The organism is Thioclava sp. F34-6 (assembly GCF_002213235.1).
Lineage (GTDB): Bacteria > Pseudomonadota > Alphaproteobacteria > Rhodobacterales > Rhodobacteraceae > Thioclava > Thioclava nitratireducens.
The window spans coordinates 376807-400891 of the sequence record NZ_NBOA01000001.1; the positions used below are offsets into that span (position 1 = coordinate 376807).

21 protein-coding genes are annotated in these 24085 nt (G+C 63.7%); 8 read left to right on the forward strand and 13 right to left on the reverse strand.

Annotated elements, in window-relative coordinates; genetic code table 11:
- Positions 1-61: 61 nt before the first annotated feature.
- Entirely contained in the window at positions 62-433 is a 372-nt protein-coding gene (locus tag B6V72_RS01740) for a phasin family protein (RefSeq protein ID WP_075774876.1), read from the forward strand.
- Positions 434-560: 127 nt separating this feature from the next.
- Here B6V72_RS01740 and mnmA read toward each other — a convergent pair whose 3' ends face one another.
- Positions 561-1697: a tRNA 2-thiouridine(34) synthase MnmA gene (gene mnmA / locus B6V72_RS01745; protein ID WP_088734376.1), complete on the reverse strand. Its 1137-nt coding sequence runs from the start codon at positions 1695-1697 to the stop codon at positions 561-563.
- Positions 1698-1828: 131 nt separating this feature from the next.
- Here mnmA and B6V72_RS01750 point away from each other — a divergent pair, with 131 nt between their 5' ends.
- The 5 genes from B6V72_RS01750 (at position 1829) to B6V72_RS19475 (ending at position 7449) form a co-directional block, all read left to right on the forward strand.
- The gene (locus tag B6V72_RS01750) at positions 1829-2107 is read left to right on the forward strand and encodes a DUF1153 domain-containing protein (protein WP_075774874.1); all 279 of its coding nucleotides are present in this window, start codon (positions 1829-1831) and stop codon (positions 2105-2107) included.
- 94 nt (positions 2108-2201) lie between these two features.
- Positions 2202-2915: a response regulator transcription factor gene (locus B6V72_RS01755; RefSeq protein ID WP_075774873.1), complete on the forward strand. Its 714-nt coding sequence runs from the start codon at positions 2202-2204 to the stop codon at positions 2913-2915.
- 88 nt (positions 2916-3003) lie between these two features.
- Positions 3004-5127 carry an NAD-dependent DNA ligase LigA gene (ligA, locus tag B6V72_RS01760; RefSeq protein WP_088734378.1) on the forward strand — a complete coding sequence of 708 codons (2124 nt, stop codon included), beginning with the start codon at positions 3004-3006 and terminating at the stop codon, positions 5125-5127.
- Positions 5124-7214, forward strand: a complete 2091-nt coding sequence (recG, locus tag B6V72_RS01765; protein ID WP_088734660.1) for an ATP-dependent DNA helicase RecG — start codon at positions 5124-5126, stop codon at positions 7212-7214. The genes ligA and recG overlap by 4 nt, the downstream gene beginning before the upstream one ends.
- A 112-nt stretch (positions 7215-7326) precedes the next feature.
- Positions 7327-7449 (forward strand): hypothetical protein, encoded by a 123-nt coding sequence (locus B6V72_RS19475; protein WP_255266459.1) that lies wholly within the window; start codon positions 7327-7329, stop codon positions 7447-7449.
- A 168-nt stretch (positions 7450-7617) separates the two neighbouring features.
- Here B6V72_RS19475 and B6V72_RS01770 read toward each other — a convergent pair whose 3' ends face one another.
- A complete protein-coding gene (locus B6V72_RS01770) occupies positions 7618-8046 on the reverse strand; it encodes an iron-sulfur cluster assembly scaffold protein (protein WP_088734380.1) in 429 nt (142 codons plus the stop codon).
- A 61-nt stretch (positions 8047-8107) separates the two neighbouring features.
- Between B6V72_RS01770 and hisI the strand changes: the two genes are divergently transcribed.
- Complete coding sequence (gene hisI, locus B6V72_RS01775; protein ID WP_075774870.1) at positions 8108-8470, forward strand: phosphoribosyl-AMP cyclohydrolase; 363 nt, start codon at positions 8108-8110, stop codon at positions 8468-8470.
- Positions 8471-8498: 28 nt separating this feature from the next.
- Here hisI and gluQRS read toward each other — a convergent pair whose 3' ends face one another.
- From gluQRS to B6V72_RS01820, 9 genes are all read right to left on the reverse strand, one after another.
- Positions 8499-9347, reverse strand: a complete 849-nt coding sequence (gluQRS, locus tag B6V72_RS01780) for a tRNA glutamyl-Q(34) synthetase GluQRS (RefSeq protein ID WP_088734382.1) — start codon at positions 9345-9347, stop codon at positions 8499-8501.
- A 21-nt stretch (positions 9348-9368) separates the two neighbouring features.
- Positions 9369-9563, reverse strand: coding sequence for a hypothetical protein (locus B6V72_RS01785; RefSeq protein WP_075774868.1), 195 nt, complete (start codon positions 9561-9563; stop codon positions 9369-9371).
- Positions 9560-10909, reverse strand: a complete 1350-nt coding sequence (gene trmFO, locus B6V72_RS01790; RefSeq protein WP_088734384.1) for a methylenetetrahydrofolate--tRNA-(uracil(54)-C(5))-methyltransferase (FADH(2)-oxidizing) TrmFO — start codon at positions 10907-10909, stop codon at positions 9560-9562. Before trmFO ends, B6V72_RS01785 begins: the two co-directional genes overlap by 4 nt.
- A 97-nt stretch (positions 10910-11006) precedes the next feature.
- The gene (locus B6V72_RS01795; protein ID WP_075774866.1) at positions 11007-12617 is read right to left on the reverse strand and encodes a BCCT family transporter; all 1611 of its coding nucleotides are present in this window, start codon (positions 12615-12617) and stop codon (positions 11007-11009) included.
- Positions 12618-12967: 350 nt separating this feature from the next.
- Entirely contained in the window at positions 12968-15793 is a 2826-nt protein-coding gene (gene gyrA / locus B6V72_RS01800) for a DNA gyrase subunit A (RefSeq protein ID WP_088734386.1), read from the reverse strand.
- 149 nt (positions 15794-15942) lie between these two features.
- Complete coding sequence (gene typA, locus B6V72_RS01805; protein WP_075774865.1) at positions 15943-17760, reverse strand: translational GTPase TypA; 1818 nt, start codon at positions 17758-17760, stop codon at positions 15943-15945.
- Positions 17761-17858: 98 nt separating this feature from the next.
- Complete coding sequence (locus B6V72_RS01810) at positions 17859-18194, reverse strand: SMR family transporter (RefSeq protein ID WP_075774864.1); 336 nt, start codon at positions 18192-18194, stop codon at positions 17859-17861.
- A gap of 18 nt (positions 18195-18212) precedes the next feature.
- A complete protein-coding gene (locus tag B6V72_RS01815; RefSeq protein WP_077701228.1) occupies positions 18213-18860 on the reverse strand; it encodes a YitT family protein in 648 nt (215 codons plus the stop codon).
- Between the two features lie 118 nt (positions 18861-18978).
- Positions 18979-19596, reverse strand: a complete 618-nt coding sequence (locus B6V72_RS01820) for a YitT family protein (RefSeq protein ID WP_088718578.1) — start codon at positions 19594-19596, stop codon at positions 18979-18981.
- Between the two features lie 425 nt (positions 19597-20021).
- Between B6V72_RS01820 and B6V72_RS01825 the strand changes: the two genes are divergently transcribed.
- Complete coding sequence (locus tag B6V72_RS01825; protein WP_088722802.1) at positions 20022-20243, forward strand: hypothetical protein; 222 nt, start codon at positions 20022-20024, stop codon at positions 20241-20243.
- Positions 20244-20553: 310 nt separating this feature from the next.
- Here B6V72_RS01825 and B6V72_RS01830 read toward each other — a convergent pair whose 3' ends face one another.
- Positions 20554-21768: an NADP-dependent isocitrate dehydrogenase gene (locus B6V72_RS01830; protein ID WP_088734388.1), complete on the reverse strand. Its 1215-nt coding sequence runs from the start codon at positions 21766-21768 to the stop codon at positions 20554-20556.
- A gap of 100 nt (positions 21769-21868) precedes the next feature.
- Positions 21869-24073: an NADP-dependent isocitrate dehydrogenase gene (locus B6V72_RS01835; RefSeq protein ID WP_088722801.1), complete on the reverse strand. Its 2205-nt coding sequence runs from the start codon at positions 24071-24073 to the stop codon at positions 21869-21871.
- Positions 24074-24085 lie beyond the last annotated feature (12 nt).

Sequence of the window (24085 nt, forward strand, 5' to 3'; positions counted from 1 at the left end):
TCAAACGATCTTCGGCGCGCCCATGTTAGGGTTGCGCTATCCAGTCACAAGGGAGGCTTACATGGCAGAGAAGAAATCCCCACCCGGCATGAACATGGCCGGCTGCATGCCGGTGCCGGATATGGGTTCGGTAAGCTCGGTGATGGCACCGCAGCTCAAAATGATGGAATCGATGATCGCGCAGAACATCGAACTGCTCGAATTCCTGAAAGCCCGGTTCGAGCGTGATCAGGAGATGGTCAACCAGCTGTCGGAAACTGCCGATCCGATGCGCGCGATGACGCTCTGGGGTGAGTTCTGGCAGCGTACGGCCAGCGATTACACCGCCGAGATGACCAAGCTCGCCACCTCGATGACGGGGATCGCGGAACGCGCGGTGCGCTCTGCCACCGAAGAGGGCGAAGCGCTCGCCAAGGCGGTCGGAAAAAAGTGACGCCTCGGGTCGGCAAGCACGGGGTGAGCCTCGGCGGCGTGCCGGTCTGAGCGATCCGAAAACGCGTTGGCGCGGCAAGCCGGAGGGGCTCGCCGCGCGCAGTGCCGTTTGCGGCCAGTTTGCGGGCTTACTTCTTGTAGATCCAGCCGCCGCCGAAGATGCGGCTGTCCTCGGGCGCGTAGAACACGCAGGCCTGTCCGGGGCTGACGCCTTCCTCTGGCACGACCAGTTCGACCTCGGCCTCGGTCTCCGAGACGGGGCGGATGATCGCCTCGCGCGGCGGGCGGGTCGAGCGGACCTTGACCTTCAGGTGCCATTCCTCGCGCGAGGTGAAGGGCTCGTCGCCTAGCCAGTTGATCTCGCGCACGGGGATGGTGCGGGTCGACAGCGCCTCTTTCGGGCCGACGACGACATGGCGCGTCTCGGGGTCGAGCTTCACAACGTAAAGCGGATCTTCCAGTCCGCCGATGCCGAGCCCGCGCCGCTGACCGATCGTGTAATGGATCACGCCGCGATGCTGGCCGAGCACGTTGCCCTCCATGTCGACGATATCGCCGGGATCGGCGGCGCCGGGGCGCAGCTTCTCGATGACGCTTGCGTAGTTCCCGTTCGGCACGAAGCAGATATCCTGACTGTCGGGCTTGTCGGCCACCGCCAGCCCGTATTTCGCCGCCAGTTCCCGCGTCGCATCCTTCGAGGGCAGGTGGCCCAGCGGGAAGCGCAGGTAATCGAGCTGCTCCGGCGTGGTCGAGAACAGGAAATAGCTCTGATCGCGGTTCGGATCGGCCGCGCAATGCAACTCGGGCCCGGCCGCGCCGTCCTTGCGCTGGATGTAATGGCCCGTCGCCATGCAATCGGCATCGAGATCCTTCGCCGTCTCCAGCAGATCCTTGAACTTCACGCGCTCGTTGCAGCGGATGCAGGGCACCGGCGTCGCGCCACCCAGATAGGCGTCGGCGAATTCGTCGATCACCGCCTCGCGGAACGTGTTCTCGTAATTGAGCACGTAATGCGGGAAGCCCATCTCCTCGGCGACGCGGCGGGCATCGTGGATATCCTGCCCCGCGCAGCACGCGCCTTTCTTGGCCAGCGCCGCGCCGTGGTCGTAAAGCTGCAGCGTCACGCCCACCACGTCATAGCCTTCCTCGGCGAGTTTCGCGGCCACGACCGAGCTATCGACGCCGCCCGACATGGCGACGACGACGCGGGTGTCCGCGGGCGGTTTGGCGAAACCGAGCGAATTGAGCGGCAGATCCTTGGGCATGATGAAGCGTCCTTTAACGAGACGTGCAGCAATATAGGAAAATGCGACCCACTCTCAACCCCGCGTTTCACGCAGTGTTAACGGCGTGCGCACCAATGTGGCCGGCGTGAAGAGCTTGAAGGGGTGAGCCCATGTATCTCAAGAAAGTCGACGGCCCGCGCGCGGTGACCCTCGCCGACGGCACGATCCTGACCCGTGCAGATCTGCCTTCTCCGAAAACCCGAAGATGGGTGGCCAGCCGAAAAGCCGTAATCGTGCAGGCGGTCGCGCATGATCTGATCTCGCGCGATGAGGTGCTGGAGCGCTACGGGCTCTCCGACGAGGAGCTCGACCTCTGGATCGAAGCGATCGAAAGGCACGGGATTCAAGGGCTTAAGGTGACCGCGATCCAGAAGCTCAAACAGCTTTAGGTTGCACCCTCGCGGAAACGTGAGAAGGTAACCCGGTGTTAACCATTTGATGTAAGTCTCGACCTGATCGAGGGATTAATGCGGAGAACCCAGAATGCGTATTTTATTGGTGGAAGACGACCCGACGACCTCGCGCAGTATCGAATTGATGCTGACCCATGCGAATCTCAACGTCTATTGCACCGATCTGGGTGAAGAAGGCATCGATCTCGCGAAACTCTACGATTACGACCTGATCCTGCTTGACCTCAATCTGCCCGACATGAACGGGCACGAGGTGTTGCGCCAGCTGCGCCTGTCGAAGATCGACACGCCGATTCTGATCCTCACCGGGGCCGACGATACCGAAAACAAGATCAAGGGATTCGGCTTCGGCGCCGATGACTACATGACGAAGCCCTTTCACCGCGAGGAACTGGTGGCGCGCATTCACGCGATCATCCGCCGGTCCAAGGGCCATGCGCAATCGATCATCCGCACCGGCAAGATCTCGGTCAATCTCGATGCGAAGACGGTCGAGGTCGATGGCAAGCCGGTGCATCTGACCGGCAAGGAATACCAGATGCTCGAACTCCTGAGCCTGCGCAAAGGCACGACCCTGACGAAGGAGATGTTCCTCAACCACCTCTATGGCGGCATGGATGAGCCCGAATTGAAGATCATCGACGTTTTCATCTGCAAGCTGCGCAAGAAACTCGCCGATGCCACCGAGGGCGAGAATTACATCGAAACCGTCTGGGGCCGTGGCTACGTGCTGCGCGATCCCGACCCTTCGGAGTTGGAGCGGCGCATCGCCATGGGCGCCTGACTTCACAAAGCCGGCGATCTCCGTCGTCACGGCTCTTTACGCCCCCTCGGCGCTTGCCTAAACCAAGGTCAGCACGAGGGGGTTTTCCATGTCCGAGCCAAGCCGCACCGGGATCGACGCGCTGAGCGAGGCCGAGGCCCGCGCAGAAATGCCCAGCCTGATCGCCAAGATCGAGGCGGCTAATACCGCCTATCATACTCATGATGCGCCCGAGATTTCGGATGCGGAATATGACGCGCTCAAGCAACGCCTCGCAGCGATCGAGGCGAAATTTCCCGCGTTGAAATCCGAGCAATCGCCCACCGAACAGGTTGGCGGCCAACTCGCGGAAGGCTTCGGCAAGATCACCCATGCGATCCGCATGATGAGCCTGGCCAATGCCTTTTCTGACGAGGAGGTGACCGAGTTCGACGAAAGCGTCCGCAGCTTCCTCGGTCTGAAATCCGACGCAAAGCTGAACTACACGGCCGAGCCGAAGATCGACGGGCTGTCGCTCTCGATCCGCTACGAGAAGGGCAAGCTGATCCATGCCGCCACGCGCGGCGACGGTGCGGTCGGCGAGAACGTGACCGAGAACGCACGCACCATCGACGACATTCCGACCTCGATCGCGGATGCGCCGGACGTGCTGGAAGTGCGCGGCGAAGTCTATATGAGCCATGCCGATTTCGAGGCGCTCAACAGCCGCAACGAGGCCGCGGGCGAAAAGCGTTTCGCCAATCCGCGCAACGCCGCCGCTGGATCCTTGCGCCAACTCGACCCGAAAGTGACCGCGTCGCGCCCTCTGAAGTTCTTTGCCTATGCCTGGGGGGAGCTTTCCGCGCCGCTGGCCGAGACCCAGATCGAGGCCATCGCGCGGCTGCAATCCCTCGGCTTCCAGACCAACCCGCTGACCGAGCTTTGCGACGGACCTGCTGACATGCTCGCCCATTACCGCGAGATCGAGGCAAAGCGCGCCACGCTCGGCTACGATATCGACGGCGTCGTCTACAAGGTGAACGACCTCGCGCTGCAGCGCCGTTTGGGCTTCCGCTCGACCACGCCGCGTTGGGCGATCGCGCATAAATTCCCCGCCGAGCTTGCCTGGACGCAGCTCGAAGGGATCGACATTCAGGTCGGTCGCACCGGCGCGCTCTCGCCGGTCGCGCGGCTGACGCCGGTGACGGTGGGCGGCGTGGTCGTCTCGAACGCGACGCTGCATAACGAAGATTACATCGCCGGGCGCGATTCCAAGGGCGCGGAAATTCGCGGCGGCAAGGATATCCGCGTCGGCGACTGGGTGCAGGTCTATCGCGCGGGGGACGTGATCCCGAAGATCGCCGATGTCGATCTCGCGCGCCGCCCCGAAGACGCGGTGCCCTACGACTTTCCGACCCATTGCCCCCGCTGCGGATCCGAGGCGATCCGCGAAGAGGGCGATGCGGTGCGCCGCTGCACCGGCGGGCTGATCTGCCCTGCGCAAGCGGTCGAAAAGCTGAAACATTTCGTCTCGCGCGCGGCTTTCGACATCGAAGGTCTCGGCGCGAAACAGGTCGAGCAATTCTACGAGGATGGCTGGATCAAGGAACCTGCCGACATCTTCACGCTGGAAGAGCGCTACGGGCAGGGCATCCAGCAGCTCAAGAACCGCGAGGGCTGGGGAGAGAAATCGGCGCGCAACCTCTTTGCCGCCATCGCAGAGAAACGCAGGATTCCGCTGCAACGCCTGATCTTCGCGCTCGGCATCCGTCATGTCGGTGAGACGAGCGCAGGGATGCTCGCCACACATTACGGCACGTGGGACGCGTTCGAGACCGCGATGACGCAGGCAGACTGCGGCCAGGGCCCGGAATGGGACGATCTGATCTCGATCGACGGGGTCGGCGAGACGCTCGCGACCTCGGTCGTGACGACGTTCCAGCAAGAGGCCGAGCGCGCCTCGATCGACCGTCTCACCGCGCATCTGAGTGTCGAGGAGGCCGAGAAGCCGAAATCCGACAGTCCGGTTTCGGGCCTCACCGTCGTTTTCACCGGGACGCTGGAGAAGATGACCCGGGCCGAGGCGAAGGCGCGGGCGGAGGCGCTTGGCGCGAAGGTCTCGGGGTCCGTCAGCGCCAAGACCGACCTGCTCGTCGCGGGGCCGGGCGCTGGATCGAAAGCCAAGAAAGCGGCCGAGTTTAACATCCGCGTCATCGACGAGGATGAATGGATCGCGCTCGCGGGGGGCGCATGAGCACCCGGCCCTCCGAACTGTTCGAGCTCTTCGCCGAGCTCGACAGTCTCGCGGGCGTCGGTCCGAAAACGGCCAAGCATTTCGAGGGGTTGGGGATCACCCGCCCGCGCGACGTGTTGTTTACCTTGCCCTATTCGGTGATCGACCGCCGTCCTGTTGCGACCGTGCAAGGCGTGCCCGCGGGCACCACCGTCACCGTCGAAGTGACGATCGGAGCCCATAGCCCTGCGCGTAAACAGGGCGCGCCAGACCGGGTTCTATGCCATGACGCGCAGGGCGACATCACGCTGGTCTTCTTCCGCGCGCGGGGCGACTGGCTCGCGAAACAGATGCCCAACGGGGCGCGGCGGATCATTTCGGGCAAGCTCGAGATTTATGACGGGCAGGCGCAGATCGTGCATCCCGATTACATCCTGCCGCCCGAAAATGCGGGCGAGATGCCCCGCTTCGAGCCGGTCTATCCGCTCACCGCGGGCGTCACGCAAAAGCTGATGGCGAAGGCGGCCGAGGGGGCCTTGGCGCGTGCGCCGGACCTGCCCGAATGGATCGACGCTGCGCTCAAGCGCCGCGAGGGCTGGCCGGATTGGCGCGACGCGGTGCAAACGGCGCATCACCCTGAAAAGATTGACGATCTCGCGGCCACGGCGCCGGCGCGCGCGCGCCTCGCCTATGACGAGCTTTTCGCGCATCAGATGACACTCGCGCTCGCGCGGCGCCAGTCGCGGCGCAAGAAGGGTCGGGTGACGCGCGGCACGGGCAAGCTCTCGGCGCAGGTTCTGGCCAGCCTGCCGTACAAGCCGACCGGTGCGCAGACCCGCGCGATCGCCGAAATCGCGGGCGATATGGGCTCCGAGCGGCGAATGAACCGGCTGCTGCAGGGCGATGTCGGCGCGGGCAAGACGCTGGTCGCCTTCATGGCGCTGCTGACGGCGGTCGAGGCTGGCGGGCAGGGCGTGATGATGGCGCCCACGGAAATTCTCGCGCGCCAGCATCTGGAAGGTCTGGCGCCGCTGGCCGAGGCGGCGGGCGTCCGGCTGGAGATTCTGACCGGGCGCGACAAGGGGGCGGAGCGGGCGCGCAAGCTCGCCGATCTGGCCTCGGGCGCGATTGGTATCCTCGTGGGCACCCATGCGGTTTTTCAGAAAGACGTGGAATTTCAGGATTTGCGGCTTTCCGTGATCGACGAACAGCATCGCTTCGGTGTGGCGCAACGGATGGAGCTGGGTGCCAAGGGGCAGGCGGTCGACGTGCTGGTCATGACCGCGACGCCGATCCCGCGCTCGCTCGCGCTGGCGCAATATGGTGACATGGATGTGAGCCTTCTCGACGAGAAGCCACCGGGTCGGACGCCGGTCAAGACCGCGCTCGTCGCGATGGAGCGGATGGGAGAGGTGGTCGAGCATCTGCGCAAGGCGGTGGCCGAGGGGCGGCAGGCTTATTGGGTCTGCCCGCTGGTCGAAGAGAGCGAGCGCGTCGATCTGAGCTCCGCCACCGACCGCTTTCTGGCGCTGCGCGCAGCGCTTGGCGACGATGTCGTGGGGCTGGTTCACGGCCAGATGCCCTCCGCCGAGAAAGACGCCGCGATGGCGGCTTTCGTGAAAGGGCAGACACGCGTGCTGGTCGCGACGACGGTGATCGAGGTGGGCGTGAACGTGCCCAACGCCTCGATCATGGTGATCGAGCGGGCCGAGAGTTTCGGTCTCGCGCAGCTCCATCAGCTGCGCGGGCGGGTCGGGCGCGGCGCCGCGGCCTCGACCTGCCTGATGATCTACCAGAGCCCGCTGAGCGAGACGGCCGAACGCCGCCTGTCGATCCTGCGCGAAAGCGAGGACGGGTTCCGCATCGCCGAGGAAGACCTCGCCATGCGGGGCGCGGGCGATGTGATCGGCACGGCGCAGTCGGGCCTGCCGCGTTTCCGCGTGGCGGACCTTGAACGTCAGGCCGGTCTGATGGCGGTGGCGCAGTCGGATGCGCGCAAGCTCCTGTCCGACGATCCCGAGCTGAGCGGCCCGCGCGGACAGGCGGCGCGGGTGCTGCTGTGGCTGATGGAACAGGACCGTGCGATCCGCCTGATCGGAATCGGCTGAGCCCGGTTCGACTCACGTTCTCCTCCAGTGTTCTCAAATGTTCCTAAAAAGTTCTTTACACGCGACGTCAATTATGAGAACAAAGTAGCAACAAAGGGAATGGAGGTGCCAGATGGCCAAGGAAATCAAGGAGCTTCTCGACCGCAATCACAGCACGCTGTTGGCCGACGCCGTGGGGGGCATCGCGCTTTGCGCAAGCTTCATCATGGCGCTTTGGCTGCCGGGGCTCCTCTAAGCCCGACCTGTCTCATCGTTACTGCCTCGCGCTTTTTGGCTGCCGCACCTGTCCCAAACCCGCGGCTTTGCCTGTCCCCCAGGCCCCGCCTGTCCGTAAAGCGCAACCTTCAGCCGCCGCTCTTTCGAGTGGCGGCTTTTTTTATCGCGTAGGAGAGAGTTTAGCGGCTCAGCACTGCTCGAGCGCTTCGAGCGTCGCCTCGGGGGCGAGCAGGATCGAGCCATGCCGGTTGGGGTAGTCGCGCGCGGCTTGCAGCACTTCATAATCGCCGAAGGGCGCATCGGGGACAGGGCCGCCCTTGAGCATCTCGGCCAGCTGATCGCACACCTTCGCGATCTCATCGCGCGTACGGCCCACGACCTGGGCCCCGAAGATCGCAGCAGAAGCCTGACCCAGCGCGCAGGCATGTACGGTCTGGCTATAGCCGGTCACGCGGCCGTCTGCGCAGGTCAGCGCGACCTCGACTGTGGAGCCGCAAAGCGGCGCGCGCTTGCGCATGGTCACGTCGGGCTCGGGCAGCGGATCGGTGCCCGGCATATCGGCGGCAAGCGCCAGAATACGCTGCGAATAGAGCTTGATCAGATCGGTGTCGCTCATCTCTTTCCCCTTCGGCCCGTCCGGCGTAGATAGGACCTGAGCCACAGGAAGGAAAGAGCAGATGCCATTCGATCCCGCCAGCTTGACCTATGACGCCAACGGTTTGATCCCCGCCATCGCGCAGGATGCGCTGTCCGGCGATATCCTGATGATGGCATGGATGAACGCTGAGAGCGTTGCGAGGACACTCGAAACAGGGCGCGTAACCTATTGGTCGCGCTCGCGGCAATCGTTCTGGGTAAAGGGCGAGACCTCGGGCCATGTGCAGCGCCTGCGCGAGATGCGGGTGGATTGCGACCGCGACACGCTTCTGGTGCTGGTGGAGCAGGAAGGCCCGGCCTGCCACACCAATCGCCGGTCGTGCTTCTATACCGCGATCCGCGATGGCGAGGAGGTCGAGATCCTCACGCCGATGGAAGATTGAGAGCGACCCTTCGGGGAGGATATTTCCGTCAAGAGGAAGCGGGTAGCCCGACCATGCGGCGAATCTCGTCCGGGGTGACCCCATCCTCGCGGTATTTCGCAATCGCGCGGGCGTCGTCGCGCTTGGCGAGGCGCTTGCCGGTCTCGTCGCGGATAAGCTCGTGATGGCAATAAGTTGGCGTGAGAAGTTCGAGTAGTTTCTGAAGCAGCACGTGGATCTGCGTGGCGTCGAACAGGTCTGCGCCGCGTGTGACATGGGTAATGCCCTGTGCGGAATCATCTAGCACCACGGCGAGGTGATAGGACGTACCCATCTCGCGGCGTGCAAGCACGACATCGCCCACCTTGTCGATCAGATCGGCGCGAGAGATGTGATGCGTGCCTTTGTGCAGCGCGCAGATTTCCTCGAAGCGGATATCGCGGGCGGCGCGGGTCATATTCAGGCGCAAGGCGCTTTCAGGCAGCGGAGCCCCGGGTCGGCGCGCGCCGCTTTCGCGGCAGGTGCCGGGATAGATCAGGCCGTCGGGCCCGTATTGCGCGCCTTCCTGCGGTGCGGAGGCGGCTGCCTCAATGTCGCGGCGGGTGCAGGAGCATGCAAAGAGAAGATCGCTTTCCCAAAGTCTTTCAAGGGCTTCGCGATAGAGGTTCAAGCGATCCGATTGGCGCAGAACCGGCCCGTCCCAAGACAGCCCGAGCCAGTGTAAATCGTCGTAGATCTGCTGTTCCCAGTGCGGGCGCGCGCGGCTCTGGTCGATGTCTTCGATGCGCAGCAAGAACTGCCCGCCGGCCTTGCGCGCCATGTCATGCGCTAGGATCGCGCTATAGGCATGGCCCAGATGCAGCGGGCCCGTTGGCGAGGGGGCGAAGCGTGTGATCATCGACGCGCGCACCCTGCCAAATCAGCCGCCCGCGCGGCGATCCGCATGCGCCTGATAGATAAGGATCCAGGCAAGCGCGATGAACATCGGATGCGTCAGGCCGCCCGAGAAGATGATCGCCGGAACCCAGATCACGAAGACGAGGATCGCAAGGAAGATGCGCCCGATCAGCAGGATCGAAAGCGGTGGCAGAAACAGGGCCAGAACGTAGTTCATACGGTCTCTCCTTGATGTGCCAGCCAGTCGCCGAAGACCGTCTTGGCGCGATCGGTATAGGCCTTGTAGCGGTCTTTGCGGCCACGCCGCCCGCCCTTGGCGTCGATCGGCGGGAAGAGCCCGAAATTGACATTCATCGGTTGGAACGTCTTCGCCTCGGCCCCGCCTGTGATGTGGGTGATCAACGCCCCCATCGCGGTTTCGGGTCCCGGCGGCGGCAACTCGCGGCCCTGAAGCTCCGCAGCGGCCATGCGACCCGCCAGAAGGCCCATCGCGGCGCTTTCGACATAGCCTTCAACGCCGGTGATCTGGCCCGCGAAGCGCAGGTTCGGGTGCGACTTGAGCCGCATCTGAGCATCGAGGAGCGTCGGCGAATTGATGAAGGTGTTGCGGTGAATCCCGCCGAGACGCGCAAACTTGGCATCCTGAAGTCCCGGAATCATCCGGAAAACAGCAGCTTGCGCGCCGTACTTCATCTTGGTCTGGAAGCCCACGATATTGTAGAGCGTGCCGAGCGCGTTGTCGCGGCGCAGCTGCACCACCGCCCAAGCCTTGGTCTGCGGATCGTGCTCGTTGGTCAGGCCGACCGGTTTCATCGGCCCGTGGCGCAGGGTCTCGCGGCCGCGTTCAGCCATCACCTCGATCGGCAGGCAGCCGTCGAAATAGCCCGCGGTCTCGCCCTCGTGGAACTCGGTCTTGTCGGCCTCGAGCAGCGCGTCGATGAAGGCCTCGTATTGGTCCTTCGTCATCGGGCAGTTGATATAGGCCGTGCGCTCTTCCTCGGTCTCGCCCTTGTCGTAGCGCGACTGGCGCCATGCGACGGACATGTCGATCGTGTCGGCATAGACGATGGGCGCGATCGCATCGAAGAAGGCCAGTCGCTCTTCGCCGGTTGCTTGCAGGATAGCTGTTCCGAGGCTCTCGGACGTCAGAGGCCCGGTCGCAAAGATCCATTTTCCCTCTGAAGGAAGCTCCGTAACTTCTTCCTCCGTAAAGGAAATGTTCTTGTGGGCGCGAAGCGCCTCGGTCACCGATTGCGAAAACGCCTCGCGGTCCACGGCCAGCGCGCCGCCTGCGGGCAGACGGTGCTTACGCGCGGTCTCCATGATCAGCCCGTTCGCGGCGCCCATCTCCCAATGGAGCTGACCCACGGCGTTGCGTTCGTGATCGTCCGAGCGGAACGAGTTCGAGCAGACCATCTCGGCATAGTTGCCGGTCTGGTGCGCGAAGGTTTCGACCTTGGGCCGCATCTCGTGCAGCACCACGCGAATGCCGGCATTCGCCGCCTGCCAGGCCGCTTCCGAGCCCGCCATGCCACCGCCGACGATATGGAGTTCTTCTGTCATGGCCGCTCATGTAGTGGTCAAAGCGGCAAAAGGGAAGGCCGATCCGCGGAGGGAAAACGGGAAACGGCCCGGAGCATCCCCGGGCCGTTTCTTGCGATCAGAAATCGTCGAGCTTGGGTCTCTTGCCGATCGAGACATGGTCGATGTCTTCAAGCGCAAATCCCTTGATGATCGAAGGGATCATCATCGACACCAGTATGAAGATCGGCAGGCCCACGACGGTGATCACCTGTTGCAGCGCGGTCAACCCGGCATCGCCTGCGAGTATGATCAGCATCGCCGCGACCAGACCTTCGGCCGCGCCCCAGAAAACGCGCTGATGGACGGGGCCGGGCGTCGGCGTGCCGGTGCAGAGCATGTCGACCACCAGCGAGGCCGAGTCCGACGACGTCGCGAAGAAGATCGCCACCACGACGACGGCGATGCCCTGAACGATATGGACGAAGGGGAAATGCTCGAAGAAGGCGAACATCGCGAGCGGAACGCTATCGGAGACCGCTTTCGACAATTGCCCCGCCTGATCGCCCATCGCGGCGCGCGCCGCCTGTCCGATGCCGTCGAACTCCATCGCCTGCCAGCCGAATATCGCGAACCAGATCAGGGTGAAGAGCGAGGGCGCCAGCAGCACGCCGAAGACGAATTCGCGCACCGTGCGACCGCGCGAGATGCGCGCGACGAAGAGCCCGATGAAGGGCGACCAGGTCACCGTCCAGGCCCAGTAAAACACCGTCCACGAGCCCTGCCAGCCCCAGCCGGGCGTGTCGGGGTTCTCGTTGGCCAGCATGTCGTTCCAGAAGGCCAGATGCGGCAGGTTGGAGAAATAGAGCCCGAAGGTCTGGACGATCCCGCGCAGCAGGAACAGGGTCGAGCCGAAGATCAGCACGAAGACCATCAGACCGACCGCCATGCCGATATTGATATTCGACAGCAGCTTCACGCCCTTGTCGAGCCCAGCGACGATGGAGGTGATCGCAACGGCGGTCAGCGCGGTGAGGATCGCGATCTTGACGAAGGTGCCGTCGCCCGTACCGAGAAGCGCATCGAGGCCGGCGGCGATCTGGCTGGAGCCGAGGCCGAGCGAGACGGCGACGCCAAACAGCGTGCCGAGGATCGAAGCGATGTCGATCGCCTTTCCGATCGGCCCGTTGATGCCCTCTTTCAGGAGCGGGTAGAACACCGAAGAGACCCGCACCGGCAGGTCGTAGCGGTTGATGAAATAGGCAAACCCCAGCCCCGGCAGCGTGAAGATCGTCCAGGTGTGCAGGCCGAGGTGATAGATCGCGATTGAGATCGCGTCTTTCGCGGCCTCGTCGGAAAAAGGCTCGACGCCCGGCAGCGGTGGTTCGGAGAAATGGCTGATCGGTTCGGCCACGCCCCAGAACATCAGCACCGTGCCGATACCGCCCGCGAACAGCATCGTGAACCATGACAGATTGCCATATTCCGGGCGGCTGTCCTTCGGCCCGAGCCGGATATGGCCATGGCGCGACAGCGCAGCCCAGATCAGGAAGCCCAGCCAGATATTGACGCCGAGAATGAAGAACCAGCCGAGATTGGCGACGATCCAGGAACGGCCCGCGGCGAACGCGTCGCCAATCGGGCCGGGAAAGATCACAAGGGCGAGCACGAAGACGATCGTGAAGCCTGCCGATACGAAGAAGATCGTCGGGTCGGTTCTTAGGCCGAGCCTATCTGCCAAGGCTTTCATGAAACTCTCCCTTTTTTGAATAGTGCAACCGCAACGGGTGGCTTCAGGGGTGGTTCCGGGCAAATGGCGAATTGAGAGCAACAAAGAGTCGAAACGGCGCGGCACGTGGCTGAGCCGCAACATCGAAACTCCGTGCGATCAGAAGGCGAGGTTGTGGCGGAAGAGGTTCGTGGTCGAACCTTTTCCAGGGGTGACGCGGAGGCCAACGTTCCAGAGATCGAACTCGCCATCGCGACTATTCTTCAAACGTGGAAGCCATAATGGGAAAGCCCCCGGTCCTTGCGGAACGGGGGCTTGATTTCATTGATTTTCTGCGAAGCCGTTGCGAATTGCGAGCGGCTTACGCAGGATCAGCTTTCGCTATCCTCCGCACCGCCGTTCCCGGAGGCGTCCGGCGCGGAAGGTGCATCGGGTGCATCGGTCGACCCATCGGAACCTGGATCCAGATCGTCGTCGTCGCCCTGATCGGCGATCCGTGCGACCGAGACCACGACTTCGCCCTTGGCGGTGTTGAACACACGCACGCCACCGGCAGAGCGCGAGCGGAAGGAGATGTCTTCCACCGGGCAGCGGATCGACTGACCCGTCGAGGTGGCGAGCATGATCTGATCGCTCATCTCGACCGGGAAGGAGGCCACCAGCGGGCCGCCCCGCATCGCCTTGTCGATCGCCGTCACGCCCTGACCGCCGCGACCGCGGGTCGGGTAGTCATGGCTCGACGAGATCTTGCCCGAACCCTTCGAGGTGATCGTCAGGATCAGATCTTCGGCGGCGGACATCTCGGCATAACGTTCCATCGAGAGCGGCCCCTCGGCCACGGTTTCCTCGTCCTCGTCGGGCTCGACCTCGTCCTCGGTCACGCCCGCCATCAGTCGACGCTGCTTGAGATAGGCCGCGCGCTCTTCCGAGCTGGCTTCGAAGTGGCGGATCACCGACATCGAGACGACCTCGTCATCGCCCTTCAGCTTGATGCCGCGAACGCCGACCGAGTTGCGCGAGTTGAACACGCGCACTTCCGGCACCGGGAAGCGGATCGCGCGACCGCTGGCGGTGACCAGCATCACGTCGTCGTCCTCGGAACAGATGCGCGCATTGATCAGGCGCATTCCGGCGTTCTCGTCCTCGAACTTCATCGCGATCTTGCCGTTGCGCATGACGTTGGTGAAATCCGACAGGCGGTTGCGGCGCACGGTGCCCTTGGAGGTCGCGAAGACCATCTGCAGGTCGTCCCATTCCGCCTCGTCGCGATCGACCGGGGTGATCGCGGCGATCGACACGCCTGTGGGGATCGGCAGGATGTTGACGATCGCCTTGCCCTTCGACTGGCGCGAGCCGAGCGGCAGCTGCCAGCACTTCATCTTGTAGACCATGCCTTCGGTCGTGAAGAACAGAAGCTGCGTATGGGTGTTGGCGACGAACAGCGTGGTGACCGTGTCGTCATCCTTCAGCGCGCCACCCGACAGCCCCTTGCCGCCGCGCTTCTGCGAGCGGAAATCGGCCAGAGGCGTGCGCTTGATGTAGCCGCCCTGAGTGACGGTCACGACCATGTCTTCGCGCTCGATCAGGTCTTCGTCGGCCATGTCGCCGGCCCAGTCGATGATCTCGGTGCGGCGCGGCACGGCAAACAGCTCGCGCACTTCGCGCAGCTCGTCGGCGATGATACCCATGATCCGCTCGCGCGAGGCGAGGATGGCGAGGTATTCGCGGATCTTCTCGGCCAGCTGGGCGAGCTCGTCCGTGACTTCCTTCACCCCGATCTGGGTCAGACGCTGAAGACGCAGATCGAGGATCGCGCGGGCCTGCGTTTCCGACAGGTTATAGGTGCCGTCATCGTTGACCGGATGCAGCGGATCGTCGATCAGCTTGAGATATTCGACGATGTCATGCGCGGGCCAGCGCCGCTCCATCAGGCGGGTGCGGGCCTCTGCCGCGTCGGCCGAGGAGCGGATGGTCGCCACGACCTCGTCCACGTTCGACACCGCCACGGCCAGACCGCAGAGGATGTGGCTGCGCTCGCGCGCCTTGCGCAGTTCGAACGCGGTGCGGCGTGCGACGACTTCCTCGCGGAAGCTGATGAAATAGGTGAGGAACTGGCGCAGCGTCAGTTGCTCGGGGCGGCCGCCGTTCAGCGCCAGCATGTTGCAGCCGAAGGAGGTCTGCATTTGCGTGAAGCGGAAAAGCTGGTTCAGCACCACATCGGGGGTCGCGTCGCGCTTCAGCTCGATCACGACACGCACGCCAACGCGGTCGGATTCGTCGGCGATGTTCGAGATGCCTTCGAGTTTCTTCTCGCGCACGAGATCGGCGATTTTCTCGATCATCGCCGCCTTGTTCACTTGATAGGGAATCTCGTCGAGGATGATCGCGAAGCGGTCCTTGCGGATCTCTTCCACGCGGGTCTTCGCCCGGATGATGACCGAGCCACGGCCCTCGAGGTAAGCCTTGCGCGCACCGCCGCGCCCCATGATCTGGCCGCCGGTCGGAAAGTCGGGGGCGGGGACGATCTCCATGATCGCCTCGTCCGACATGTCGGGGTTGTCGATCAGCGCCAGCGTCGCGTCGCAGACCTCGCCGAGGTTGTGCGGCGGGATATTCGTCGCCATACCCACGGCGATACCGCCCGCGCCGTTGACCAGCATGTTCGGGAAGCGTGCGGGCAGAACCGTCGGCTCTTCCTGCTTGCCGTCGTAGTTGTCCTGGAAATCGACCGTGTCTTTCTCGATATCGGCGAGAATGTAATTGGCCGGTTTCGCCATGCGCACTTCGGTGTAGCGCATCGCCGCCGCGTTGTCGCCGTCCATCGAGCCGAAGTTGCCCTGACCGTCGAGCAGCGGCAGCGACATCGAGAAGGGCTGCGCCATCCGCACCAACGCGTCGTAGATCGCGGCGTCGCCATGCGGGTGATACTGACCCATGACGTCGCCGACCGGACGCGCCGACTTGCGATAGGGCTTGTCGAAAGTGTTCCCGGTCTCGTGCATCGCATAGAGGATGCGCCGGTGAACGGGCTTCAGACCGTCGCGCAGATCGGGGATCGCGCGGCTCACGATCACGCTCATCGCGTAATCGAGATAGGCGGTTTTCATCTCGTCCGCGATGGAAACGGTGGGGCCGAGATAAGCGGGCCGCCCGGGGCCTTCTTCTTCGGTTTCCGGCGGTTCAGGAGTGTCGGTCACGCGCGCCTCGATATTCTAGATATTGTTGTGGAACCTTATAAAGGCCGCAAGCGGCGGGTGCAATCATGGAGAAGGCCCCGGCGGGTGCGCGGGGCCTTCTTCGTGACGTCAGGTTAGGGCGATCGGGGCGCGGCCCATGCCGCAGCCGATCAGCCTTCGCGGGCTGCGCGCTTCCGCTCGTGCGGATCGAGGTGCAGTTTGCGCAGGCGGATCGCCTTGGGCGTGACTTCGACCAGTTCGTCGTCGTTGATATAGGCGATGGCCTCCTCGAGCGACAGACGCACCGGCGGGGTCAGGCGGACCGCTTCATCCGTGCCCGAGGCGCGGACGTTGGTCAGCTTCTTGCCCTTGAGTGGGTTCACTTCGAGATCGTTGTCGCGCGAATGCTCGCCGATGATCATCCCGGTATAGACCTGCTCCTGCGAACCGATGAACAGCTTGCCGCGCTCCTCGAGGTTCCACAGCGCGTAGGCGACAGAGACGCCATTCTCCATCGAGATCAGCACGCCCTGACGACGCCCGTCGATCTGGCCCTTGTAGGGCGCCCAGCTATGGAACAGGCGGTTCAGCACGCCCGAGCCGCGCGTGTCGGTCAGGAACTCGCCCTGATAGCCGATCATGCCCCGCGAGGGGACATGGGCCACGATGCGGGTCTTGCCACCCTCGGCCGGGCGCATCTCGGCCAGTTCGCCCTTGCGGTAGCCGGTCAGCTTCTCGATCACGACGCCGGAATACTCGTCGTCCACGTCGACGATGACTTCCTCGATCGGCTCCATGCGCTGGCCGTCTTCCTCGCGGAAGATCACCTTCGGGCGCGAGATCGACAGTTCGAACCCTTCGCGGCGCATGTTCTCGATCAGCACGCCCATCTGGAGTTCGCCACGGCCCGAGACCACGAAAGCCTCGCCGCCGGGGGTGTCCTCGACGCGGATCGCGACGTTGGTTTCGGCCTCTTTCATCAGGCGGTCGCGAATGACGCGCGACTGCACCTTCGAGCCGTCCTTGCCGGCGAGCGGCGAGTCGTTGATGCCGAAGGTCACGGAGATCGTCGGCGGATCGATCGGCTGGGCGTCGATCGGGGTATCGACTTCCGGCGCGCAGAGCGTGTCGGCGACGGTGGCCTTGGTCATGCCTGCGACGGTGACGATGTCGCCAGCGACGGCTTCGTCGATCGGCTGCTGCGACAGGCCACGGAAGGCGAGGATCTTGGTGCAGCGGAAGGCTTCGATGCGCTCGCCCTTGCGCGAGAGCGCCTTGAGCTGATCGCCGACCTTGAGCGTGCCCGCCTCGATACGGCCGGTCAGGATGCGCCCGATGAACGGGTCGGCCGAGAGCGTGGTGGCCAGCATCTGGAACGGCTCGTCGGCGCGGAATTCCTGCTTCGGCGGCTCGACATGCTTCAGGATCAGCTCGAACAGCGCGTCGAGGTTCTCGCGCGGGCCGTCCAGCTCGGTATCCGCCCAGCCACCGATGCCCGAGGCATAGAGATGCGGGAAGTCGAGCTGCTCGTCATCGGCGCCGAGATTCGCGAAGAGGTCGAACACCTCGTCCAGCGCGCGGTCGGGCTCGGCCGCGGGCTTGTCGACCTTGTTGAGCACGACGATCGGCTTCAGGCCAAGCGCAAGCGCCTTCGAGGTCACGAACTTGGTCTGCGGCATCGGGCCTTCGGCTGCGTCCACCAGCAGCACGACACCGTCCACCATCGAGAGGATACGCTCGACCTCGCCGCCGAAATCGGCGTGGCCGGGGGTGTCGACGATGTTGATGCGGGTGCCGCCCCATTCCACCGAGGTGGCCTTGGCGAGAATGGTGATGCCGCGCTCGCGCTCGATGTCGTTGCTGTCCATCGCGCGTTCCGCGACGGCCTGGTTTTCACGGAAAGCGCCCGATTGGCGCAGAAGCTGGTCCACGAGCGTCGTCTTGCCGTGGTCCACGTGAGCGATGATCGCAATGTTGCGAAGGTCCATGGGAGGTCGTCCTGTTCTTGAGTTGCCCCGCCCATAAAGGAAAGATCGCCTCTCGGCTAGCCCCCAGCATGGCGATCTCGCCGCGATGCGGCATCGTGTCAGTGGAAATGCGATTTCGAGAACAGGTTGATCACGAGGATGCCTGTCAGAATCAGCGCGATCCCGATCAGGGCGGGCAAATCCAGCCGCTGATTGAACATCAGCCAGCCCACGCCCGCGATCAGGACCATGCCGATCCCGGACCACAGCGCATAGGTGATCCCGAGCGGCAGCACCTTCAGCACCAGCGTGAAGAAATAGAGCCCGCCGATGAAGCCCACCGCCACGCCCACCGTCGGCCAGAGCCGCGTGAATTGCTGGCTGGCCTGCAGGCAGGCCGAGCCGAAGGTCTCGAAAGCGACCGCGATGAGCAGGATGACATAGGTCTTGAGCATGGCCGGCACTCTGCCGGATCACTCGGCGATATACCAGTCCCGGCGGTGGTTCATCGCGATGACGAAATTCAGCACGATTGCACCCAGAAGCGAGTAGAGCACCAAAGGCGGCGCGAGGATGAAGCTCGCGATGACGAAGAGGCAGAGGTCGTGGATCAGCTGCGTCCAGCCGGCGCGAAAGCCGAACTTGTCCTGCAAGATCACGGCGACGATGGAGACTCCACCGAGCGAGCCTTTGTGACGGAAGAGGCCGAGAAGGCCGACGCCTGCGGAGATCCCGAACAGCACGGCGGCCACGGCAGGGTGGATATCCGCGACATGCAGAACGGGTTTGAGCGCCTCGGCCATCAGCGACACGAGCGTCACGGTCACGAGGCTTTTCAGCGCAAAGCCTGCGCCGCGCGCGTAATAGGCGAAGGCGTAGAAGGGGATGTTGATCACGAAGAACACGACCCCGAAGCTGACCCCCGTGATATAGGACAGGATCAGCGCGGCGCCTGCGGTGCCCCCGGTCACGAGGCCCGCGGCGCGCAGCAGGTGAATTCCCAGCGCGGCTTGAGCGGCGGCCACGACAAGGCCCTGCAGATCCTCGAGCTTCGAGTAATGCGGACGGGTCGCGTCTTTGGCGGCAATCTGGTCGGCGGTGATATGTGCGTCAGTGGTCATGACCTAATAATAGGGCATAATCGCTGACCTACCAACTCGCTGGGCGCAGGTCCGCCTTGCAGTGCTCGAAAGGGTCGGGCAGGGCGCGCGGGCCCGTGGCCGGCCGATCGCGTCCGGATCAGGTGGCGATATAGCGGTCGCGGCGGTGGTTGATCAGGATGATCACGTTCAAAACCATCGCGCCCAGAAGCGACCACAGCACCTTGTCGAGCGGCAGCACGAACAGCGCGAAGAGGAACACGCCGCAATCGAACAGGATCTGCGTGCGGCCCGCTTTGAACCCGGTCTTGTCCTGCAGATAAAGCGCCACGATCCCCACGCCGCCAAGGCTTGCCCCGTGGCGGAACAGCGCCAGAAGGCCTGCGCCCGAGACGACCCCCGCCAAGACAGCCGCCGCACCGGGGTGAAGGGTGGCGAAGCTGAGAAGATGCGGCAAGATCTCGGTAAAGACAGACAGGATGGCCACTGCGATCACCGTCTTCACCGTGAATCGCTTCCCCATCCGGCGCAAGGCAAGCCAATAGAAGGGTAGGTTGAGCGTGAAAAAGATCGCACCGAAGCTCCATCCGGTGACGTAGGAGAGCACCAGCGACAGCCCGGCGATCTGCCCGGTAAACAAGCCCGCGCCGTGCAGCAGGGCTACGGCGAGCGCCATCATCAGCGTGCCGGAGAGAAGCCCTTGGGTGTCCTCGGGCAGGGTATGGCGATGCGGGTCTTGGATGCGGGTCTGGCTCATGGCGCTCAGATGCCATGAGGCAACGCCAAGCGCAAGAACTGAGGCGCATCGGCAACAGAGGTGCCCCAATACCTCCCAAACACCGTCGCGCGAGTTGCCGTGCTGTCGGAGATCGGGCCAAGTGGCGCCATTCGCAACGCCCAAGTCAAGAGGAGGGCCGCCATGATGTCATATCACCAAGCCCTCGCAGCGTATTGCGAAACCCGTATCGGTTTTTCGGTCACCGCCCGCGTCGCACGACGCCTCGCCTGACCGTACCGATCCGACCCGGGGCCTAGGCCCCACTCCCGCAAACTGACCCGATTTCCGCGTCCCGATCCTGTCGCGACGCATCCTGGCCGCGCTCTCGCGGTTCCCGTCGGGTCTTCTTTCACATCAATCGAAGAAAGGCCGGTTGCGGGATTGGACCCGAGCCGGGACATCACATGATCCAGACTCTCGAGCGTCCGAACGACGCCTTCACCATCGAAGCCACGATCGCCAAGTTCGGCGCAGGTAAAGTGCTGCGCGCGGCACTGCTCGCGCTTATTTCCCGCGGAAACAAGCCGCGTCCGCTCGATGCCGGGCAGCTGAGCGACCACTTGCGCAGAGATATCGGGCTCGGGCCCGCTGAGCCTCCGCCAGAGCCGTGGAGCATGATGCGGTAAACGAAAGGGTCGGGCGTGTGATGCGCCCGGCCCATGCAAGGACATGAGGGGCGCGCCCGACCTCGGGTGGGCGCTTTGATCCGCCTGTGTGAGGGGGTCTTATCTCGCAAGCCCGAATGACTGCGTGCTTGCGGAGACACCGCCGATGCGCCCTCCCGGGGGGAATGAGGAGGGACCGTCGCGCCTGTGGCGCGGCGTAAGCCTGACGAATGGGCGCGGCCCGGGGCTGGTCGCCCCGTGCCAGTCGGGCGTCGCTCGCCAAATGAAAAAGGCGGGGAGAACCCCGCCTTCCTCAACCCTTTCGCGCGCTTTAGAGCGACAGCGACTTGTTCAGGTATTCGTCGATCTTCTCGAGGAAGCCCATCGTGGTCAGCCATTTCTGGTCCGGACCGACAAGCAGCGCGAGGTCCTTGGTCATGTGACCATCCTCGACCGCCTGCACGCAGACCTTCTCGAGCGTTTCCGCGAAGGTCTGAAGCTGCGCGTTGCCGTCCAGCTTGGCGCGGTGCTTCAGGCCACCGGTCCAGGCGAAGATCGAGGCGATGGAATTCGTCGAGGTCTCCTTGCCCTGCTGGTGCTGGCGGTAGTGCCGTGTGACCGTACCGTGGGCGGCCTCGGCTTCGACCGTCTTGCCATCGGGCGTCATCAGGATCGAGGTCATCAGACCCAGCGAACCGAAGCCCTGCGCGACCGTATCCGACTGCACGTCGCCGTCGTAGTTCTTGCAGGCCCAGACATAGCCGCCCGACCATTTCAGCGAGCTCGCCACCATGTCGTCGATCAGGCGATGCTCGTACCAGATGCCGGCTTCCTTGAACTTCTCGGCGAATTCTTCCTCGAAGACCTGCTGGAACAGATCCTTGAAGCGGCCGTCATAGGCTTTGAGGATCGTGTTCTTGGTCGACAGATAAACCGGCCAGCCCTTCATCAAGCCGTAGTTCAGCGAGGCGCGCGCGAAGTCGATGATCGACTTGTCGAGGTTGTACATGCCCATCACGACGCCTGCGTCAGGCGCCTGGAACACTTCCTTCTCGATCACTTCACCATCGTCGCCCACGAATTTCAGCGTGATCGTGCCCTTGCCGGGGAAGCGGAAATCGGTGGCCTTGTACTGGTCGCCATAGGCGTGACGGCCCACGACGATCGGCTTGGTCCAGCCGGGCACGAGGCGTGGGACGTTCTTGCAGATGATCGGCTCGCGGAAGATGACGCCGCCGAGGATGTTTCGGATCGTGCCGTTGGGCGAGCGATACATGCGCTTGAGGTTGAATTCCTCCATGCGCGCCTCGTCTGGGGTGATCGTCGCACATTTGACGCCGACGCCGTATTGCTTGATCGCCTCGGCCGCATCGACGGTGATCTGGTCGTCGGTCGCGTCGCGGCTCTCGATGCCGAGGTCGTAATATTTCAGGTCGATATCGAGATAGGGCAGGATCAGTTTCTGCTTGATGAAGTCCCAGATGATGCGGGTCATCTCGTCGCCGTCGAGTTCGACGACGGAGTTCTCTACCTTGATCTTGGTCATGCGCGTTCCTTTTCAGATCGGGCTTAATTCACGGGTTCGTGTGCCGGGGAGGCCGGGAATTGAAAGGGGCGGCCCGCGCCGCCCCCTGGTCTCAGTGCTCTCAGCCGATGATGGCGTTGAGCGTCTCGCTCGGGCGCATCACCGCGGCGAGCTTTTTCGGATCGGCGTGGTAGTAGCCGCCGATATCGGCGGGCTTGCCCTGAACCTCTGCCAGTTCGGCCACGATCTTCGCCTCGCCTTCGGCCAGCGCCTTGGCGATCGGGGCGAATTCGGCGGCCAGTTCGGTATCGTCGCCTTGCGCGGCGAGAGCCTCGGCCCAGTAGCGGGCGAACCAGTAGTGGCTGGCGCGGTTGTCGGGCTCGCCGACCTTGCGCGAGGGCGACCGGTCGTTGTCGAGAATGCCCTGCGTCGCGGTCTCGACCGTCTCGCCCAGCACGCGCGCTTTCGCGTTGTCGGTCTGGTCCGCGAAGAACTTGAAGCTCTCGCCGAGGGCGCAGAATTCGCCGAGGCTGTCCCAACGCAGGTGATTTTCCTCCACCAGCTGCTGAACGTGCTTGGGGGCCGAGCCGCCAGCGCCGGTCTCGAACAGACCACCGCCCTGCATCAGCTTCACGATCGAGAGCATCTTGGCCGAGGTGGCCAGCTCCAGGATCGGGAACAGGTCCGTCAGGTAGTCGCGCAGCACGTTGCCGGTGATCGCGATGGTGTTCTCGCCCTTGGTGATGGTCTCGAGCGAGGCGATGGTCGCCTCACGCGGGGCCATGATCTCGAACTTGTCGGCCACGCCCTTGGCTTCCAGGATCGGCTTCACGTAGGAGATCAGCTCCGCATCGTGGGCGCGGGTCTCGTCGAGCCAGAAGATCGCGCGGTAGCCGGTCGCCTTCTGACGGTCGATGGCGAGGTTCACCCAGTCTTCGATCGGCGCCTTGCGGGCCGAGGCCGAACGCCAGATGTCGCCCTTCTTCACGTCATGCGAATGCAGGACCGTGCCATCGTCCAGAACCATCTTCACGGTGCCGTCGTTCGGGATCTCGAAGGTGGTCGGGTGCGAGCCGTATTCCTCGGCTTTCTGCGCCATCAGGCCGATGTTCTGAACGGTGCCTGCGGTGGCGGGGTTCAGTTTGCCGTTGGCTTTGAAATACTCGATCGTCGCGTCATAGACCGGCGCGTAGGAGCTGTCCGGGATCACGCAGACGCAGTCGTGTTCCTTGTTGTCCGGGCCCCAGCCCTTGCCGCCGGCGCGGATCAGAGCGGGCATCGAGGCGTCGATGATGACATCGGAGGGCACGTGCAGGTTGGTGATGCCCTTGTCCGAGTTCACCATATACATCGGCGGACGCTGGTCGCGGACTTCCTCGATCGCAGCCAGGATTTCCGGCTCGCCCTTCACGCGCTCCAGCAGGTCGCCCATGCCCGAGGCCGGATCGACGCCGAGCGACTTCATCTTGTCACCGTATTTCTCGAAGACCGGCTTGAGCCATTCCTTCACCGCATGACCGAAGATGATCGGGTCGGAGACCTTCATCATCGTCGCTTTCATGTGCAGCGAGAACAGGACGCCTTCGTCCTTGGTCTTCTTGATTTCCTCGGCGAGGAAAGCGTCGAGCTTGTCAGCCGACATGTAGGTCGCGTCGACCACGGTGCCTTCGGGATAGCTCACGCCGTCCTTGAGAACGGTCTCGCCATCGGCGCCTTCCAGCACGATCTTGGCGGTGGCCGCCTTCGGCAGGGTGGCCGAGACTTCGTTCGAGAAGAAATCGCCTTCTGACATCGAGGCGACGCGGGTCTTGCTGTCGGCGGTCCACTCGCCCATGCGGTGCGGGTTGTTCTGCGCGAATTTCTTCACGGCAGCGGCGGCGCGACGATCCGAGTTGCCCTCGCGCAGCACCGGGTTCACGGCCGAGCCCTTGATCGAGTCGTATTTCGCGCGGACGGCTTTTTCCTCATCGGTCTTCGGCTCTTCCGGGTAATCGGGCAGGGCGTAGCCTTGGCCTTGCAATTCACGGACGGCAGCGACCAGCTGCGGCACCGAGGCCGAGATGTTCGGCAGCTTGATGACGTTGGCCTGCGGCGTTTTCACGTAATCGCCGAGCCAGGCCAGATCGTCCGACTGGCGTTGCTCTTCGGTAAGCGCTTCGGGGAAGGTGGCGAGGATGCGGCCCGCGAGCGAGATATCCTTGGTGCCCACCGAAATCCCGGCCGCTTGCGCGAATTTTCGCACGATCGGCAGCAGCGATGCGCTTGCCAGTTCCGGGGCCTCGTCGACCTTGGTGTAAATGATGTCAGGAGTGTTCTTGTCGCTCATGGCACAGCCCTC

What these genes read in the sequence shown, in the direction of transcription:
- B6V72_RS01770 (WP_088734380.1), bottom strand. Translation starts at nt 8,046, where the DNA reads ATGAGCGACACCGATCTGATCAAGCTCTATTCGCAGCGTATTCTGGCG.
- gluQRS (WP_088734382.1), bottom strand. Translation starts at nt 9,347, where the DNA reads ATGATCACACGCTTCGCCCCCTCGCCAACGGGCCCGCTGCATCTGGGC.
- typA (WP_075774865.1), bottom strand. Translation starts at nt 17,760, where the DNA reads ATGGACCTTCGCAACATTGCGATCATCGCTCACGTGGACCACGGCAAG.
- B6V72_RS01795 (WP_075774866.1), bottom strand. Translation starts at nt 12,617, where the DNA reads ATGAAAGCCTTGGCAGATAGGCTCGGCCTAAGAACCGACCCGACGATC.
- recG (WP_088734660.1), top strand. Translation starts at nt 5,124, where the DNA reads ATGAGCACCCGGCCCTCCGAACTGTTCGAGCTCTTCGCCGAGCTCGAC.
- hisI (WP_075774870.1), top strand. Translation starts at nt 8,108, where the DNA reads ATGCCATTCGATCCCGCCAGCTTGACCTATGACGCCAACGGTTTGATC.
- B6V72_RS01755 (WP_075774873.1), top strand. Translation starts at nt 2,202, where the DNA reads ATGCGTATTTTATTGGTGGAAGACGACCCGACGACCTCGCGCAGTATC.
- B6V72_RS01810 (WP_075774864.1), bottom strand. Translation starts at nt 18,194, where the DNA reads ATGCTCAAGACCTATGTCATCCTGCTCATCGCGGTCGCTTTCGAGACC.
- mnmA (WP_088734376.1), bottom strand. Translation starts at nt 1,697, where the DNA reads ATGCCCAAGGATCTGCCGCTCAATTCGCTCGGTTTCGCCAAACCGCCC.
- B6V72_RS01785 (WP_075774868.1), bottom strand. Translation starts at nt 9,563, where the DNA reads ATGAACTACGTTCTGGCCCTGTTTCTGCCACCGCTTTCGATCCTGCTG.
- B6V72_RS01835 (WP_088722801.1), bottom strand. Translation starts at nt 24,073, where the DNA reads ATGAGCGACAAGAACACTCCTGACATCATTTACACCAAGGTCGACGAG.
- B6V72_RS19475 (WP_255266459.1), top strand. Translation starts at nt 7,327, where the DNA reads ATGGCCAAGGAAATCAAGGAGCTTCTCGACCGCAATCACAGCACGCTG.
- B6V72_RS01750 (WP_075774874.1), top strand. Translation starts at nt 1,829, where the DNA reads ATGTATCTCAAGAAAGTCGACGGCCCGCGCGCGGTGACCCTCGCCGAC.
- ligA (WP_088734378.1), top strand. Translation starts at nt 3,004, where the DNA reads ATGTCCGAGCCAAGCCGCACCGGGATCGACGCGCTGAGCGAGGCCGAG.
- B6V72_RS01740 (WP_075774876.1), top strand. Translation starts at nt 62, where the DNA reads ATGGCAGAGAAGAAATCCCCACCCGGCATGAACATGGCCGGCTGCATG.
- B6V72_RS01815 (WP_077701228.1), bottom strand. Translation starts at nt 18,860, where the DNA reads ATGACCACTGACGCACATATCACCGCCGACCAGATTGCCGCCAAAGAC.
- B6V72_RS01825 (WP_088722802.1), top strand. Translation starts at nt 20,022, where the DNA reads ATGATCCAGACTCTCGAGCGTCCGAACGACGCCTTCACCATCGAAGCC.
- B6V72_RS01830 (WP_088734388.1), bottom strand. Translation starts at nt 21,768, where the DNA reads ATGACCAAGATCAAGGTAGAGAACTCCGTCGTCGAACTCGACGGCGAC.
- trmFO (WP_088734384.1), bottom strand. Translation starts at nt 10,909, where the DNA reads ATGACAGAAGAACTCCATATCGTCGGCGGTGGCATGGCGGGCTCGGAA.
- B6V72_RS01820 (WP_088718578.1), bottom strand. Translation starts at nt 19,596, where the DNA reads ATGAGCCAGACCCGCATCCAAGACCCGCATCGCCATACCCTGCCCGAG.